Below are 16,620 nucleotides of genomic sequence, written 5' to 3'. Positions count from 1 at the left end.
ATCCCGCGACAGCACGCTGGCGATGGACTCGGTCGCTCGGTCCTCTCGGACGGGTGTCTCCGACGCCAGTGGTCGCTTCGGGTAGCCCAAGCGCCGCCGCCGTTTGGTTCCACACCGAGCGCCAAGTTAATCCAACTCATGCCGTTTTTCTCTTTGGCCTGATATTACGTTCCAACCTTAAAAATAGGTGCCATTCGGTTCCGAAACTACGATAGTTATTATTCTGTCACGTCGGCGGCGACTTCTCGGACCGTCTCGTAAGCCTCGTCGGAGTACGCGACGAAGCGCACGTCCGCCAGCGAGTCGGATTCGAACGCCGCGAGTTCCTCGCAGACGATGTGCGCGCCCTCCCGCAGGTCGAACCCGGCGACGCCGGTTCCGAGTGCCGGAATCACCAGCGACTCGGCACCTCGCTCGTCCGCCGCTTCGAGACCGTTTCGGGTCGCGTCCCGGACGCTCTCGGCCGTCGCCTGCCCGTCGCCGTAGTGGGGCATGGCCGCGGCGTGGACCACGTACTCGGCGTTCAGGTCGTAGGCGTCGGTGACGGCCACTTCGCCGAGGTCCACCGGTCCCGCGGCCATCGCTTCCTCGTTTATCTCCTCGCCCGCCTTCCGCCGGAGCGCGCCCGCGACGCCGCTCCCCATCCGGAGACTCGTCCCCGCGGCGTTGACCAGTACGTCCGCTTCCTGTTCGGCAATGTCGCCCTGAACTACGTCGAACTCCATGTCCGAGACGACGCCCGGCGCTGGCAAGGAACTGATGGTGGTGTGTCAAACCTTCTCACCTCCGTGGTGTGTGAAAGACACTCACCGAGGCGACGGGTCCGGCAATTCGCCGGACCCGTCGCCAGAAACAATTGCAAATACGTCTTTTAGAAATAAAAATATTGCTAAGGAGATTGTCGCGGATTCTTGGTCGGTTCGGCTTCCGGACGCGACCCGCTTCGAGCGGGTCGCGTTACCACGTCGCTCGCGCGGCGTCTCGACTTAGTTTACCCACGCCGTCTGCGGGAAAGAGGACAAAACCCATATATTCCGTCTGGATGTATCGAAGTGTATGTCGAACGAGTCGAAGACGCGACTCTCGCGGCCGTGGTTGGTACGCGCCGTGGTGTTGTTGGTCATCGTGTCGTTGCTTGCCCCCTCCGCCGTCTCCGCGCTCACCTACGAACCGACGAACCTCCAGAAGGGGACCATAGAGGACCCCGCTGGCGGGACCACCGTCATCTCGATACAGGGATTCAAATTCAAGGGTAAGTCCAACGGGAAGAAACCCGCTCGCCTCGTCGGGGTGGGTCCCCGCGGCGAGGTGAAGTGGGTCCACAACGGCGGCGAGAAGGGAATCACGTGGTTCTACGACGTGGACCCCACCGACGACGGCAACCTCCTCGTCACCGGAACCAAGCACGTTGCGGGCCAGAAAGACCCCACGATGGTCTACAAACTCAACCCGCGGACGGGCGAAAAGCTCTGGACCGAGACGTTTGAGAACGCCCACGACACCCACGACGTGGACCTCATCAACGGCGACCAACTGCTGGTCGCCAACATGCGTAACTACAATCCCCAGAAGAACGTCAACGAGGACCGCATCTTCATCTACGACCGGGGGAAGGACGAAATCGTCTGGCAGTGGCAGTTCCGCAACCACACCGACTGGACGAAAAAGCAGGGCGGCAAGTACGCCGCCAAGGACGGGAGCGGCGACGACTGGACCCACGTCAATGACGTGGACAAAATCGCCGAGGGCCAGTATCTCATGTCGCCCCGGAACATGGACCAAGTGATGGTCGTCAACCGCTCGACGAAGGACATCGACATGCGCCTCGGGAGCGACGACGACTACTCGGTGATGAACGAACAGCACAACCCGACCTACCTCGAGAGCGAGGACGGCACGCCCACCATCCTCGTCGCCGACAGTCACGGCGACCGGGTTGTGGAGTACGCCAAGCGCGACGGCGAGTGGAACCGGACGTGGCAGGTCGGGTCCCGCCAGAGTTTCAACTGGCCCCGCGACGCCGACCGACTGCCCAACGGCAACACGCTCATCGTGGACTCGAACAACCACCGAGTCGTGGAGGTGAACCCGCAGGGCGAAATCGTCTGGGAGTTCTACGCGCCGTGGGCACCGTACGACGTGGAACGGATGCACCTCGGCGACGAGGCCGGTGGGCCGACCATCGCCGACCAGAACGCCGAGGGCGAGTACTCCCTCTCGGGAAGCGCGGGACTGACGCCCGGCACCGGTGACAAACTGACGTTCTCCCAATGGCTCACTACCGCCTTCGCGGGCACGCCCGTCAGCGGTCCCGTCGGCGAGTTCGCCACCCAGTGGTCGAAGATAGCGCCGTGGGTCCGTCCGGTCTGGATGGGTCCGTGGGACTTCGTGGGTGCCGTCGTCGCCGGACTCGTGATAGTCGGGTGGCTACTCGGAGAAGTCGTTTACAACCGCGAGCGAATCTCTAGCGGCGTCAAACGGCGCATCGCCTGACGACCGACGCTTCGCTCTCCGACGGTCTCACTCTCCGGTGTCTCGCTCGCGCTTCCACTGCTGGATGCAGTCGTCGCTACAGAAGTGATACGTTCGAGCGACTACCTCACCGACCTCCGAGATGTCTTCCTCGCGGAACATGGGGTGAGTGTCGAAGATGTCGAGCATCTTGCCACACGCCACACAGCCGACGAACTGGACTTCGGCGTCGCCTTCGTACTCGCCGTAGAGTTCGGGCATGGGACCCGATAGGCGCGCGAGCGGCGTCAGTGTACCGCCACCCTGCACTCGTCTGAAACGACTCGCGGCCGATGGCTTGAGTGGCCGGTCTCCCGTACCCCCGTCATGAAGGCAATCACCGTCGGCGGCGAGCGCATCGAGTGCGACCACCTCGAAGAGGGTCGGGAGGGCGTCGTCCTCTCGCAGGGCGACCGAATCGTGGGCTACGTCCCCTACGACCGACTGGAGTGCGTCGCCGAGACCAGAAGCCCAGTTGCGTCGAGTTCCATCCGGAGCATCGGCTACGACGACGGCGAGACGCTCGAAGTCGAGTTCCAGAGCGGCGGCGTCTACCGGTACGCCGACGTGCCCCGCCGGACCTACGAGGAGTTCCTGAGCGCGCGCTCTCACGGGTCGTACTTCCACGAGAACGTCTGGGGCCAGTTCGACTACCGCCGGATTCGGTGACGCTCCAGCGGAGCGACGACGAGGCGTGAATCCCGGCGCCCGGACTACTCCGGTCCGGGTGCGGTCAGCACCGGCGGGTCGGCCCCCGAAATCTCGACCGGGAAGCCGAACTCGGTCACGAGGTCTACGCAAGTCCGAACGTGGTCGGTGACTTCGGGAATCGCTACCCGACCGCCCGCAAGCGCGAGGAAAACGACGAGTTGGTCGGCGGTGTGGGCATCGACCGCGCCGAGGCCCTCGTGGAACGCCAGCGCCGACTCGACCGCCTCTGCGCCGACTGCTTCGGCGGGTTTGCCGCGTTCGCCGAGGGCGTCGAACCCGGCGGTCGTCTCCTCGTAGTCCAGGGCCACGGCCAGCGCCGACCCCGGCGAGGCGGTTTCGACCGCCGAGACGGTCCGCTCGGTGATTGGTGTCCCCTCGCCCGCGTCGTCCACGCCCTCGCGCAGGCGCTCGCCCGCGCTCGCGGCCTGTCGCTCGCCGACCTCGGCGTCGCCGAGGTCGGCGGACGCTTTCGAGTAGATTCGCGCGCCGTCGAGCGACCCCGGCCGGTCAAATCGAGCGCCGACGGCGACGAGGGTGCGAGCCACAGGGTCGCCTCGCCGCCGCCGACCGGATAGAATCCGGTTCGCTCGGACTCGACGGCGGCGAAGACCCCCGTCTGCCGGACGAGCGGGAGTTTCACCTGTCGGTAGTGGGCCATCGTCGGCGACCACTTCACGTCGGTTCCGCCGGTCGCGGTGACGGCCAACGGCCGGTCGAGGCGGAGCGCGACCGGCAAGAGCGCGTCGAACAGCAGGGTCACGCTCCCCGCGGTCCCGATTTCGACCTCGACTCGGCCGCCCGCGGGCGACCCCGGCCGGAACTCTAACGTCTCGGACCCCTGTTGTGCGCCCGAGACGCTGGCGTCGCACACCTCGGCCGCGGCCCGGACCGCCGTGAGGTGTTGGGGTTTGAGACCGGGGGTCGGCCGGTCGCCGCGGACGTTCTCCATCCGGAAGGGCCGGTCGTCCACCATCGAGAGCGCCAGCGCGGTCCGGAGCAGTTGGCCGCCGCCCGCCGACCCGTCGAGTTCGAGCAGTTCGTCGCCGGTCGATTCGTCGTCGCGCGACTCCTCGTCTGTCATCGGTCAGCGCGTAATCGGTCGGGTCGCTTGAAGGTACCGCGATTCGGTGCCGCCGGATTCGGTCGGTCGCCCCGGCGGATTCCACGGACCGCCGTAGCGTCCGGTCTCCCCCGCGGACTGTCGAGTGTCCTGCGCTGGCGACTGCTTTCGCTCGGCCGACTGTCGGGGTTCGGCGGTCTGCTGGCGCTCGGACATCTGTTGGCGCTCGCGCTTCGCCGGGCGACCGAGGCGGCGTTCGACAGAGGCGACCCGTTCCTGCCTGCGTTGGGTCCGGTTGCGCTGGTCGTCTATCTCCAGCGAGGTGATGACTCGCTCGTCGGTCACGGACCGGTGTGCGGCCTCCGCCGCGGCGAACACCTCCGTCGGGTCGTCTGCTTCGATAATCGTGTCCGTCGGCGTCGTCTCGTAACTCACCTCGAAGTCTTCTAGCGCACCGACCGCGCTGGCTACCGCGTCGGTCATGCTCCCCTCGCGGGTCGGAATCACTTCGAGTCGGGCGACGACGCTCATCGCGTCTCACTCCGCGTTCGTCCTCGCGTCTCGGTGCGTCCACCGGTCGCTGGTCGTCTTTCGGAACTCATGGTCCGAGCGTGGTACGCCGACCTACGGCAAAACGCTTTCTCTAAGCGAGGTTGCAGGTGTGGGTAACGTTACTACGACACGCGGCGTAGAGCGGGTCGAGATTCGAATGATTCGACGAGTAGACCGAGAGCGCGGCGACCGACGACGGGCGAACCGCCGCACGGAGCAGGTCCGGGAACTGGAAAACCGAGTGAACCGACTGGAGTCACAGGTCGAATGGCTCCGACGGATGGTCCGGAGTAACGGCGAGAACGCCGACGCCGCGGCGGTCAGTCCCTGCCCGCACTGTCGGCGCGGGGTCCTCGTGCGGCGCAACGACGCGTTGCAGTGTTCGGCCTGCGAGTACAGTCGGTTCCTCTGAGGGCACCGGGAGTTAAGCGACTCGCCCCCGAAGCGCCGCCGATGATACGGAACCGCGGCGAACTCGCGGCGGCGTCTCACGCGGACTCGTCACCCCGCACGAACTCGTCACCCCGCGCGCTCGCGCTCGACTGCGTGACCGCGGGCGTCGCGGCCGCGCGACCCCGCCGAGTCGTCCGAGAGGCGGTCGAACTCGGCGACGACGGCCGGACGCTGACCGTCTCGGGAGAGTCCTACGACCTCGCGGACTACGAGGAGGTGGTCGTCCTCGGCGGCGGCAAGGCCGCCGCCGGAGTCGCAGACGCGCTGGATTCGATTCTGGGCGAGCGCGTCTCCGACCTCCGTGGTGCGGTCGTGACCGACGACCCCGGCGACTCGCCGGGCCGAATCGACGCGCTGGCGGGCGACCACCCGGTGCCGAGCGAGCGCGGGGTCTCCGCGGCGCGCCGCGTGCTGGCGTTGGCCGACGAAGCGACGGCCGACACGCTGATTTTGGCGGTCGTGACCGGCGGCGGGAGCGCGCTCCTCCCGGCCCCGGCCGAGGGAATCTCGCTGGCGGACCTGCAAGCGACTACGACCGACCTGCTGGAGAGCGGCGCGACCATCGGCGAAATCAACGCGGTCCGCAAGCACTGCTCGGCGCTCAAGGGCGGCCGACTCGCCGAGCGCGCGGCCCCCGCGACGGTGGTGGGTCTCGCGCTGAGCGACGTGGTGGGAGACGACCTCGGAACCATCGCCAGCGGTCCGCTCTCGCCCGACGAGACGACGTACCGGGATGCACTCGGCGTGCTGGACCGCTACGGTATCGACGCGCCCGCGGCGGTCCGCGAGCGGTTGGAGCGCGGGAGGCGCGGCGAAGTCCCGGAGACGCCGAAACCGGGCCACCCGGCCTTCGAGCGCGTCTCGGTCCACGTCCTCGCGGACGGGATGACTGCCCTGCGCGCGGCGGCCGAAGTCGCCGACGACGCGGGGTACGCGCCGCTCGTCCTCTCCTCGCGGGTCCGCGGCGAGGCGCGGGAGGCCGCCGCGACCCACGCCGCCGTCGCCGAGGAAATCCGAGCGACCGGCAACCCGGTCGAACCGCCCGCGGTGGTTCTCTCGGGCGGTGAGACGACGGTGACGGTCCGCGGCGACGGCGAGGGCGGCCCGAATCTGGAGTTCGCGCTCTCGTGGGCGCTCGAACTCGACGCCGGGGACGCGGCGGGCGCGGACGCCGAGGCGTCCGCGCCCGTCGTCCTCGCCAGCGTGGACACCGACGGACGCGACGGCGGAACCGACGTGGCGGGTGCGCTGGTTGACGCGGCGACGGTCGGACGTGCGTCCGGGGAATCCGGCAACGAAGGCGAGCCGGGCGAACCAACCGACCGCGGCCGCGAGTCGGCCGACGCCGCGGCGTCGGCCGACGGACGACTCTCGCCGACCGCGGCCCGCGACGCGCTGGCCGACAACGACGCGCTCTGCCCGCTGGCCGACGCCAACTGCGCGATTCGGACGGGTCCGACCGGTACGAACGTCAACGACCTGCGCGTGATGGTGGTCGCCGACGGCGGACGAGACACGGATTTGTGAGTGAAAAGAATTAGAAATCGTTCTTTGAGAAACAAAAATCATTCTCTAAGCCGCGTTCGTGAGTCCGTCGGTCGGTGCTGTTGCGGTGTGAGCGTCGGGGGAGTGTGCCGGAAAACGACGGGTGCAGTCGTCGGAGACTCGTCCGACTACGCTGGAACCAATCAGGGCCGCACCGACGACCGCAACCGCAATAGCGACGGCGACGACTACAACCGTGACTGCGACTACTTGAGCCAATCAGGACCGTACAGCAACAGCGACCGCAACCGCATCCGCAACGACGACCACCTCCGCGACTGCGACGACTGTGACTACAACCGTGACCGTGACTGCTTGAGCCAATCAAAACCGCACAGCAACACCGACCGCAACCGCATCCGCGACAGCGACCGCAACCGCATCCGCAACGACGACCGCAACCGCGACCGCGACCGGAAACCGCGAAGCGAACCCCTACACGTCCACCGTCTCGGCCTTCGCCCGCGCCTTTTCGATTACGGACTCCTTCGCGGCGAACTCGACGCGCACCTCGTCGCCGTAGGTCACGTCGCGCACGTCCGCGCGGTCGTAGAGCCACGACACGACGCTCATCGCGTCGTCGTCGTTCGGAAGGCGGAGTTCGGTCTCCCGGCGGTCGGGAAGCGCGTCGGCGATGCGCTCGCGGAGCGTATCGAGGTTCCAATCTTCGACCGCGCTGACTGCGATGGGGTCGAGCGAGAACGCCTCGAACGCGCGCTCTCGCTCGGCGAGTTCGTCGGCGTCGAGCAGGTCGGCCTTGTTCAGGACCGCCAGCACCTCGCCCTCCGCGTCTTCGAGCAGGTCGAGACTCGTCTCGACCTTCCGGCGGAGTTCCGCTGGCGGGTCACTGGCGTCGGCGACCAACACCGCGCAGTCGGCCGATTCGGTCGCCGAGAGGGTGCCGTGGAACGACTCGACCAACTCGTGGGGAAGGTCGTCTACGAACCCCACGGTGTCGGTCACGAGCGTTCGGCGGTCCCCGATGGTGGCCCGGCGCGTGGTCGTGTCGAGGGTCTTGAACAGGCGGTCCTCGATTTCGGCCGTGCCGTCGAGGTCCTCGTGGTCGTCGTCGGTCTCGAAGTCGAGTTCGTCGGCGAGTCGGTGCAGGAGCGTCGATTTCCCGACGTTGGTGTAGCCAGCGAGCGCCACGAACTCGAAGCCTTCCTCGCGTCTGCGCTCGCGGCGGGTCTCGGCGTCGTCGCCGAGTTCGGCGAGTTTCCGGTCGAGTTCGTCGATTCGCTGTTCCACGTCGCGGACGCGCTGGCCGCCCTTCTCGTCGTGAGCGAGGTTCTCGCCCGCCAACTCGCGGGTGATGCGCTCACGAATCCGGGGCAGGTCGTACTCCAACTGGGCGCGTTCGACCTGCAACTTCGCGCGCTTGCTCCCGGCCTGTTCCTCGAAGATGTCGAGGACGAGTCGGTGTCTGTCGAGGACTTCGGTGCCCTCGGGACACGTCTCGACGAGTTCGCGGGTTTGGGACGCCGACAGGTCGTTGTCTACGACGACGACTCCCGCGTCCGTCTCGGCGACCACTTCGGCCAACTCCTCGGCCTTTCCGGGTCCGAGGTTGGTCGCGGCGGCCTCCGAGCGAATCTGGGTCACTTCGGCCACGGGGTCGTAGCCTGCGGCGTCGGCCAGTTTTCGAATCTCGTCGGTGGTCGGTCGGTCGTCTACGGTTCGCTTTGCGATAACTGCGTCTCGGGACTGTGTGCTTGCGTCGGGTGACATGTGGAGTGGGTCGATGGTGGGCGATTGCTCGTCGCTTCCCCGGCAACTCGTCGCGCGAGACGCTCTGGGTCTCGCGGCGACCGAATCGCGGACCGGAACCGGACGACGCCCTGCGGGTTCGCGGCGACGAGCGAGAACTCGACGCGAGTCTAAATCCGACGGCGGGCGCTACTGCCATCGGCGCGACGACGTGGCCGCGGACGTTCGTCCGGTCAGCGACGGAGGAGAGAGGTCTTCATTCGTCCGTACCGGCAGTTGTTCGGTATCTATTATAAAAATTTGGGGAGCGACGGGTGAATCCGGACCGGCGAAGCCGTTTCGAGCTTAAATAAGTTCTTTGCGCGTGCGTAATCGGCAACCGGACCTATGAGTCAGGAAGTCGTACGCCGGTGTCATGAACACCGCGGAGGTTCTCGTGGCGGGACTCGAAACCGAGGGCGTCGAGTACGTCTTCGGATTGCCGGGCGAGGAGAACGAGGCGACGATGTTCGCGCTCCGGGACTCGGACGTGACCTTCGTCCCGGTTCGCCACGAACAGGGCGCGGCTTTCATGGCCGACGTGTGGGGGCGACTGACCGGGGACGCGGGCGTCTGCCTCTCGACGCTCGGGCCGGGGGCGACCAACCTCCTGACCGGCGTCGCCGACGCCAACCTCGACAAGGCACCACTGGTCGCCGTCACCGGACAGGGCGGTCTGGAGAGTCTTCACAAGGAGAGCCACCAGACGCTCGACGTGGTGGACATGTTCGGACCGGTGACGAAGTGGAACGCCCGGATTTCCGACTCCGGCGTCGTCCACGAGTCGGTCCGGAAGGCGTTCAAGACCGCCGAGTACGAGAAACCCGGCGCGACCCACCTCGAACTCCCCGAGGACGTGGCGTACGACGAGTGCGACGTGCGACCGATGGAGTCCCGAGGTCGGGTCCGCCGCCCCGAACCCGACGTGCCGTCGCTCGACCGGGTGCGGGAACTGCTCGCGGACGCCGACCGCCCCATCGTCATCGCGGGCAACGGCGCGGTCCGGACCGACGCCAGCGAGGAGTTGCGCACCTTCGTCCGCGACTACGACCTGCCGGTCACGGCGACCTACATGGGGAAAGGCGCAGTCTCGGACGACGACGACCACTCCCTGCTCACGCTCGACTCGGGCGAACACGAAGAGGCCTCCGACGCCATCGAGTCGGCCGACCTCGTGATTACGGTGGGCTACGACATCGCCGAACACGACCCCGCCGACTGGAATCCGAGCGCCGAGACGACCATCGTCCACGTGGACAGCGAACCCGCGGAGGTGTACGAACACTACAACCCCGACGTGGAAGTCGTCTCGGACATCTCGTCGGCGATTCGGGAACTGAACGCCTGTTGCGGCGAAATCGACGCCACCTTCGAGACCGACTGGTACGACGACCTGCGCGACCACCTGCTGGCGGACGTGAATCCCGACCACGACGAGGGCGACCCCTTCGCCGTGAAGACGGTTCTGCCGGTCCTCCGCGAGGCGATGGCCGACGACGACGTACTGCTCTCGGACGTTGGAAGCCACAAGATGGCTATCGCCCAGAACTTCGTGACCTACGAACCCAACACCTGCATCGTCTCGAACGGACTCGCCTCGATGGGCATCTCGGTGCCGGGCGGACTCGCCGCGGACCTCGCGGTCGAATCGAACGTCGTCGCCGCCACGGGTGACGGCGGATTCATGATGAACGCCGCGGAAATCGAGACGGCGACTCGGATTGGGTGTGGCTACACGATTCTGCTGTTCCGCGACGACGAGTACCGACTCATCACCGAGGAACAACTGGAGCATCGCGGCGAACACTTCGGCACCGAAATCGGGAACCCGGACTTCCAGACGTTCGCCGAGAGCTTCGGCATCGAAGCCTACCGACCGGACGGGTGGCGGGAACTGGAGGACGCGCTGACCGCGGCGATTCCGAGCAACGAGATGTCGCTAGTGGAAGTCGTGTTGGAGTAGCCCCGCCGGTCGCTACTCGATGGTCACGTCCACGTCCTCGTCGCTCGCGTCGGTCTCTTGGACCCACACCGTCTTCTTGTTCACGAACTCCTCGATGCCGTGTTCGGCGAGTTCCCGGCCGTAGCCCGAATCCTTCACGCCGCCGAAGGGGACTCGGGGGTCGGACTTCACGAGTTCGTTGACGAAGGTCATGCCCGCGTCGAGGCGGTGGGCGACTCGCTCGCCTCTCTCCAAGTCCTCGGTCCACACCGACGCGCCGAGACCGAGGTGGGTGTCGTTGGCGAGTTCGATTGCCTCCTCCTCGCTCTCGACTTCGAAGACGGCCGCGGCGGGACCGAACACCTCCTCGCAGGCGGCCACCGAGTCGCGGGGCACGTCGGCCAGCACCGTCGGCGGGTAGTAAAAGCCCTCCCGGTCGAGGGGTTCGCCGCCGAGTTCGAGGGTCGCGCCTTCGTCTACGGTGTCCCGAATCTGCTCGTGGAGCGTCTCCAGCAGGTCCTCGCGGGCCTGCGGGCCGAGGTCGGTGTCGTCGTCGGTCGGGTCGCCCACGGTCAGGTCGTCCATCTCGGCGACGAACGTGTCGAGCCACTCGTCGTACACGTCGGTGTGGACGACGAACCGCTTGGCCGCGATGCACGACTGCCCGGCGTTGATGGTCCGGGCCTGCGCGCCGGTCTTCGCGGCGGCGTCGAGGTCCGCGTCGTCCAGCACCACGAAGGGGTCCGACCCGCCGAGTTCGAGGACCGACTTCTTGAGGTTCTCGCCTGCCGTCTTCGCCACCGACCGACCGGCTCGCGCGCTCCCGGTGAGCGTCACCGCCACCACCCTGTCGTCCTCGATGACCCGCTCTGCGCGGTCGGAGTGGACGACGAGCGACTGGAAGACGCCCTCCGGATAGCCCGCCCGCTCGAAGACTTCCTGAATCGCCTGCGCGCACCCCGGCACGTTCGAGGCGTGTTTGAGCAGGCCGACGTTGCCCGCGGTGAGGTGGGGCGCGGCGAACCGGAACACCTGCCAGAACGGGAAGTTCCACGGCATGACCGCCAGAACCGGTCCGATGGGTTCGTAGGAGACGGAAGTCTCGGCGTGGGCCGGGCCGGGACGACGCTCGGCGTCGAGGAAGTCCGCGGCGTTCTCGGCGTAGTAGTCACACACCCACGCGCACTTCCGGACCTCCGACCGGGCCGACGCGAGCGTCTTGCCCATCTCTCTGGTCATCAACTCGGCGTACTCGTCCTCGTTCTCGCGGAGTACGTCCGCGGCGTTCTCCAGCAGTCGCTGGCGCTTGCGAATCGGCACGTCTCTCCACTCCGCGAAGGTCTCGGTCGCGGCGTCTAACGCGGCGTCTACGTCGTCCTCGGAGTCGTCGGCTATCGGTTCGAGCGACTCGCCGGTCGCGGGATTCGTGCGGTCCATGACGGGCGAAGTACGCCGCCCAGCGGGTTGTAGCTTCGGGCGCGATTGGCGGTCTTTCGGACGCATCTAGATTTGTTTTCAAATTGTATATATTGCTCTAGAAATTGTCTTTCGTTGTCTAGCCGTTCCGACGGCGGTCTCCGAGCGCGTCCGGTGGCGGTCTCCGCGTGCGGTTCGGACCCCGCCGCGACCGCACCGCAGAGACTGCCACTGACGCCGACGACAGTGAGACCGCGACCGCGGACCACACACCTCCCCAACCGACTCGCTCGCTCCCTGCGGTCACTCGCTCGCCCCTCGCGCGATGGAGCGCGACCCGCGAGCGGTCGCGCCCGCGCGCCGGACCGGACAACTGGGGGATACGCCGGGCAGTTGTCCCGCGTTCGCCGGGCTAAGCTCTCTTTATCCGAGCGCAAGCTGACCCTACCGTCACAAGATACTTATCGGATTTCGCCGAAATTCCGACGAACGCCCGCACGACCGTTCGGGAGATGATTGTGCGGGAGGGGGAAATGGGGAAGATGACACGAACACGCACGAGTGTACTACTGACAGCACTGCTCGTCGTCAGCGCGGCGACGGCGGGAATCACCGGTGCCACGATGTCGGGCGCAGAGACTACGTATCAGCGACAAGACGGCGGCTTGGCCGACGTTGCCGTCGATTCCGGCGAAGTATTCTGGGAAGGCCAGTTCCTGCGGTTCTCCGCGGGGTCGGCCAACGCCAGCGAAGTCTGGGCGGTCCACCGCGTCGAGAACGGACAGGTCGGCGGACTCGCTACGGAGGTGTTGCTGGACGGCAACGGGTCGGCGGTGTTCTCCGCGAACAACTTAGACGGCCGCTACGTCGTCGTGGACGAGAACGAGCGACCGGTCGTCTTCGGGAACGGGGTCGCACAGGGTGTCGCCGGAGTCCAGCAGGCGGGCTTCGAAATCGCCAACCAGTCGCTCGACGCCACCTTCACGGACACGGTGGTCCAGAACGGCGACAGCCCCGACGCCAGAACCGACCTCAGACTCCAGTCGAATCGCGCGAACTACGGGTTCTACCTCTTTTCGGACCAGCTAACTCCGTCGCAGTTGGCCGACGTGTTCCCGTCGGTCGAGGTCCGTGACGGCCGAGCGGTCGCCACCCAGAACGCGAGCGCCGACGCGGTTTTCGACGCCAACTTCACCGGCGTCGAACCGGGTACGTACAACGTCACGGTGTTCACCTCCGACGGCACCGCGACCGACGACGTCTCGATAACCGTGACCGAACCGGCCGAGGGCACCGCGTCCCTGTCGAACGGGAGCGTCGTGGAACAGCGAGGCGACGTGGCCGAGTTCAACGTGAGTTTCGACGGGACCGACCGCGCGACGGTCGCGGTGGGGTCCAGAGGGGTCGGCTACCGCTCGCGGTTCACCGTGGTCGATTCGGACGGCGACGGCGTTGCCACCGTCCGAGTCGACACCTTCCGGGCCGGTACGTCGCCGGACACGCCCGGAATCTCGGTTCTCGGCGAGGACGAACTGACCGACTTCCGACTCCGGACCGACCCGATTCCCGGTCGCCTCGACACCGCGGCGTACCCCGTCGAGGTGTTCGTCGGGAGTACGCGGACCGACGTGGGGTCGATACTTCTGAGCGAGCGTTCGACCGACGCCATCCGGACGTGGACCGCGCCCGACCGCGAGAGCGTCGGAAGCGTGGCCCGGCTAGCGGAAGTCGCCTCGCAGGACCGAGACGTGGCGTATCAGGACTGGGCAATCGTTCAGGTGCAGGCGTCGGGTCTCTACGGGTACGTCCGGAACCTCTCGGACCTCAACGACAACCGGACGGGCCTGTCGATGTCGCTGACCCGCGTCGGCGAAATCAACCAACCGTCCGAGGAGATACCGCTCGACCTCGGAAACCTCTTGATAGACGAGTCGGGCAACCAACTCTTCTTGGTCTTCGACTCGAACAACCTCGAGTCGGGTTCGACCTACCGAGCGAACTTCACGATTACGGCCCAGAACCCGTACGTCGAACCCGGAAACGCCACCTCGCTGGTGACGAACTTCACGGTGGTCGAACGAAACGTCTCGTTCGAGCAACCGGTTCGGGTCGCCTCGGCGAGCGACGTGACGGTCTCCGGTCGGAGTTCGGTCGCGCCGGGTACGGAACTGACCGTGGAGGCCACCAACACCGGCCGGAACCCGTTCCTGAAGCGCCAGACCGCGACCGTCTCCGAGGACGGGACGTGGCAGGCAACGTTCGACTTCTCGGACGTGCCGCCGGGTACGAACTTCACGGTCTCGACGAACGAACCACGCGCCAACGCGACCGGTTCGGTCGGCGATGGCGGCGGCGCTGGTGAGGATGCTGGCGCTGGTGAGGATGCTGGCGCTGACGGCGAGACGACGACCACGACGACTGCCGCGGACGGCGCGGCGGGTGCGGACGAGGAAACCACCGCCGAGGAAGAGACGACGACTGCGGCGGGGGCGGAGACCGAGACGCCCGCGGAACCCGAGACGACGACGGCAGAGACGACGACGGTAGCGGCCGCGAGCGCACCCGCCGCCGGTTTCGGTTCGGTGTCGCTCCTGCTCGGACTCGCGGTCCTGCTCGCGGGAAGCGCGCTTGCGACCCGTCGGCGCTGAACTCCGACCCGTCGCCGGTCCGCACCGCGGACCGGCGTTCGGTGTCGCCGCGGTGAACCCACGCCGGGGACGTTACCGCTGGAAACCGACTCACCCGTCGCTCACCGAACGGTCATGTAGACGCCCGACGAACCGACCTGTATGAGTGAGAGTCGCACGGAATCAGGGGTGTACGTCTGCGACGAGTGCGGCGAAGTGTCGTTCGGGGACCCGTCGTGTTGTGACGAGTCGGCGAGTGCAGTCGAAGCCACGCCGGTCGAACATCCCGACCTCTCGGGGGTCCTCCGCGAGGTGTTCGGCATCTCCGAGACGGGACTGAAGGTGTGTCTCTGTCTGATGGAGGACGGCGAATCGACCGCGGCCGACATCGCCGACCGACTCGGTATCGACCGGAGTACCGTCGGCAGGCAGTTGAACCACCTGACCGACATCGGGGTGCTGGACAAGCGCCAGCGACTCCTGAAGGAGGGCGGGTACGTCCACGTCTACTCGCCGGTCCCGGTCGAGGAGGTCCGGCGTCGGCTTACCGTCGGTCTCCTCGCGTGGACGGACGAGGCGCTCGACATCGTGGAACACGTCAACCGCGAGAAGTTGGACGCGCTGGCGCGCGCCGACGGCGACGCAGGCGACGAACAGGCCAGCATCTACTGGGACGGGTAGCGTTTTGAGTCCCGCGTCCGAACCCCCGTCGATGAACGTCAGGCAGGTCATCCCGCGGGACGCGATTCCGAGCGTGGACGACCCGGAGTTCGGCCCGGACTACTTCGGCGACCCGGACGACGAGGTAATCGTGGTCGAGAGCGACGGCGACGGCGAGGACCGCGAGGTCCGGGCCTATCCGGTCCGAATCCTGCACTACCACGAAATCGTCAACGACGAACTCGGCGGCGACCCAATCGCGGTGACGTGGTGCCCGCTCTGCGGGAGCGCGGTGGTGTACGACCGCGGAGTCGGCGACCGGGTGCTGGAGTTCGGCGTGTCGGGCAAACTCGCCGACGACGACTTGGTGATGTACGACCGCGGGACCGACTCGGAGTGGAAGCAGTCGCTCGGCGAGGCCATCGCGGGCGAGTTGGCGGGCGAGTCGCTCCGGGTCCGGCCCTCGTCGGTGACGACCTACGAGCGCTTCCGCGCGGAGTACGACGGGCGGGTCCTCCGGCGACCCGGCGGCGAGAGCGAGGCCAGCGGACCCGGCGACGACCCCGAACCCATCGAGTACGACGACGCGCCCTACGCCGACTACTTCGAGGGCGACGGGTTCGGACTCGCGGCCCACCGCGGCGAGGGCGGCCGGGAGTGGAGTCGTGAGGACTTGGACCCCAAGACGGTCGTGCTGGGCGTCGAAGCGAGCGAAAGCGACAGCGCGCTCGGGTTCCCGCTCCCGCGGGTCGAGCGCGCGGGCGGGGTCGCACGCGCGACGGTCGGCGACCGAGACCTCGCGGTGTTCGCCGCTCCCGACGGGATTCACGCCTTCGAGAATCCGGGCTACGAGTTCGAGGCGGCGGGCGAAGCGGGCGTCTTCTCGGCCGACGGTGCCCGGTGGGACGGCGCGACCGGCGAGAGCGACGACGGCCGGAAACTGGCGCGCGTGGCGGCGAGACGACTGTTCGCGTTCGCGTGGCGCGACGACCACGGCGACGGCGCGTTCTGGTCGGCGGAGTGACGGGACCGCTGGAAGTCGCCGCCGGAAGAACGTTTCAAAGTCCCGCCCGCTCGCGGGACCGCGAGCGGGCGGGTATCGTCCATCCCGGTGGTGGGTCGAGACGAGCGCACGCTCCTCCGGAGAGACACTTATTCCTTTCTCAAACAACTGAAAACACGTCTAAAACAATGGATTTCATGTCTCTACGCCGTATTCATAGCCGCGATTCCCCGCGCTTGACATCCTCCCCGGCCTAAAGGGCGAGGATTCCCCGAAGGGGATATTCAGGTTGCGCGTTTCCTCGGGGTTCAAGTACGCTTTCGCGTGACCCGTCGAAGGTTGCCACCGAGTTGTGACCAACGGTGTGCTTTTCAGCGCGTGTAGCCCTGTCAAT

General features: G+C 66.9%; 14 protein-coding genes and 1 pseudogene. 8 read left to right on the top strand and 7 right to left on the bottom strand.

Features of this window, described 5'->3' with window-relative positions:
* Nucleotides 1–218 precede the first annotated feature (218 nt).
* A complete protein-coding gene (locus tag P2T60_RS17845; protein ID WP_276282469.1) occupies nucleotides 219–725 on the bottom strand; it encodes a macro domain-containing protein in 507 nt (168 codons plus the stop codon).
* 331 nt (nucleotides 726–1,056) lie between these two features.
* Here P2T60_RS17845 and P2T60_RS17840 point away from each other — a divergent pair, with 331 nt between their 5' ends.
* Nucleotides 1,057–2,493, top strand: coding sequence for an aryl-sulfate sulfotransferase (locus tag P2T60_RS17840; RefSeq protein ID WP_276282468.1), 1,437 nt, complete (start codon nucleotides 1,057–1,059; stop codon nucleotides 2,491–2,493).
* 27 nt (nucleotides 2,494–2,520) lie between these two features.
* Here P2T60_RS17840 and P2T60_RS17835 read toward each other — a convergent pair whose 3' ends face one another.
* Nucleotides 2,521–2,733 carry a DUF7576 family protein gene (locus P2T60_RS17835; RefSeq protein WP_276282467.1) on the bottom strand — a complete coding sequence of 71 codons (213 nt, stop codon included), beginning with the start codon at nucleotides 2,731–2,733 and terminating at the stop codon, nucleotides 2,521–2,523.
* Nucleotides 2,734–2,838: 105 nt separating this feature from the next.
* Here P2T60_RS17835 and P2T60_RS17830 point away from each other — a divergent pair, with 105 nt between their 5' ends.
* Nucleotides 2,839–3,180 carry a KTSC domain-containing protein gene (locus P2T60_RS17830; protein WP_276282466.1) on the top strand — a complete coding sequence of 114 codons (342 nt, stop codon included), beginning with the start codon at nucleotides 2,839–2,841 and terminating at the stop codon, nucleotides 3,178–3,180.
* 44 nt (nucleotides 3,181–3,224) lie between these two features.
* On the opposite strand, the gene P2T60_RS21795 is transcribed toward P2T60_RS17830, so the two are convergent.
* From P2T60_RS21795 to P2T60_RS21785, 3 genes and pseudogenes are all read right to left on the bottom strand, one after another.
* Nucleotides 3,225–3,767: an RNA 3'-terminal phosphate cyclase gene (locus P2T60_RS21795; RefSeq protein ID WP_337250856.1), complete on the bottom strand. Its 543-nt coding sequence runs from the start codon at nucleotides 3,765–3,767 to the stop codon at nucleotides 3,225–3,227.
* Between the two features lie 41 nt (nucleotides 3,768–3,808).
* Nucleotides 3,809–4,195: pseudogene (locus tag P2T60_RS21790) on the bottom strand (RNA 3'-terminal phosphate cyclase); the annotation flags it as partial.
* A 111-nt stretch (nucleotides 4,196–4,306) separates the two neighbouring features.
* The gene (locus P2T60_RS21785; protein WP_337250855.1) at nucleotides 4,307–4,813 is read right to left on the bottom strand and encodes a thiamine-binding protein; all 507 of its coding nucleotides are present in this window, start codon (nucleotides 4,811–4,813) and stop codon (nucleotides 4,307–4,309) included.
* 178 nt (nucleotides 4,814–4,991) lie between these two features.
* On the opposite strand from P2T60_RS21785, the gene P2T60_RS17815 reads away from it, so the two are divergent.
* Complete coding sequence (locus P2T60_RS17815; protein WP_276282465.1) at nucleotides 4,992–5,246, top strand: hypothetical protein; 255 nt, start codon at nucleotides 4,992–4,994, stop codon at nucleotides 5,244–5,246.
* 41 nt (nucleotides 5,247–5,287) lie between these two features.
* Complete coding sequence (locus P2T60_RS17810) at nucleotides 5,288–6,814, top strand: glycerate kinase type-2 family protein (RefSeq protein WP_276282464.1); 1,527 nt, start codon at nucleotides 5,288–5,290, stop codon at nucleotides 6,812–6,814.
* Between the two features lie 453 nt (nucleotides 6,815–7,267).
* Here P2T60_RS17810 and hflX read toward each other — a convergent pair whose 3' ends face one another.
* Nucleotides 7,268–8,560: a GTPase HflX gene (hflX, locus tag P2T60_RS17805; RefSeq protein WP_276282463.1), complete on the bottom strand. Its 1,293-nt coding sequence runs from the start codon at nucleotides 8,558–8,560 to the stop codon at nucleotides 7,268–7,270.
* Nucleotides 8,561–8,954: 394 nt separating this feature from the next.
* On the opposite strand from hflX, the gene P2T60_RS17800 reads away from it, so the two are divergent.
* Entirely contained in the window at nucleotides 8,955–10,541 is a 1,587-nt protein-coding gene (locus P2T60_RS17800) for an acetolactate synthase large subunit (protein WP_276282462.1), read from the top strand.
* 12 nt (nucleotides 10,542–10,553) lie between these two features.
* Here P2T60_RS17800 and P2T60_RS17795 read toward each other — a convergent pair whose 3' ends face one another.
* Nucleotides 10,554–11,957: an NAD-dependent succinate-semialdehyde dehydrogenase gene (locus P2T60_RS17795; RefSeq protein ID WP_276282461.1), complete on the bottom strand. Its 1,404-nt coding sequence runs from the start codon at nucleotides 11,955–11,957 to the stop codon at nucleotides 10,554–10,556.
* Between the two features lie 521 nt (nucleotides 11,958–12,478).
* Between P2T60_RS17795 and P2T60_RS17790 the strand changes: the two genes are divergently transcribed.
* From P2T60_RS17790 to P2T60_RS17780, 3 genes are all read left to right on the top strand, one after another.
* A complete protein-coding gene (locus P2T60_RS17790; protein ID WP_276282460.1) occupies nucleotides 12,479–14,584 on the top strand; it encodes a BGTF surface domain-containing protein in 2,106 nt (701 codons plus the stop codon).
* 141 nt (nucleotides 14,585–14,725) lie between these two features.
* Nucleotides 14,726–15,244 (top strand): helix-turn-helix domain-containing protein, encoded by a 519-nt coding sequence (locus P2T60_RS17785; protein WP_276282459.1) that lies wholly within the window; start codon nucleotides 14,726–14,728, stop codon nucleotides 15,242–15,244.
* Nucleotides 15,245–15,275: 31 nt separating this feature from the next.
* Entirely contained in the window at nucleotides 15,276–16,247 is a 972-nt protein-coding gene (locus P2T60_RS17780) for a DUF3179 domain-containing protein (protein WP_276282451.1), read from the top strand.
* Nucleotides 16,248–16,620: the final 373 nt, after the last annotated feature.

It is taken from the genome of Halorussus caseinilyticus (assembly GCF_029338395.1).
Lineage (GTDB): Archaea > Halobacteriota > Halobacteria > Halobacteriales > Haladaptataceae > Halorussus > Halorussus caseinilyticus.
Note: the sequence above shows the minus strand (reverse complement) of the source record. Positions and strands in the feature narration are given on the sequence as shown.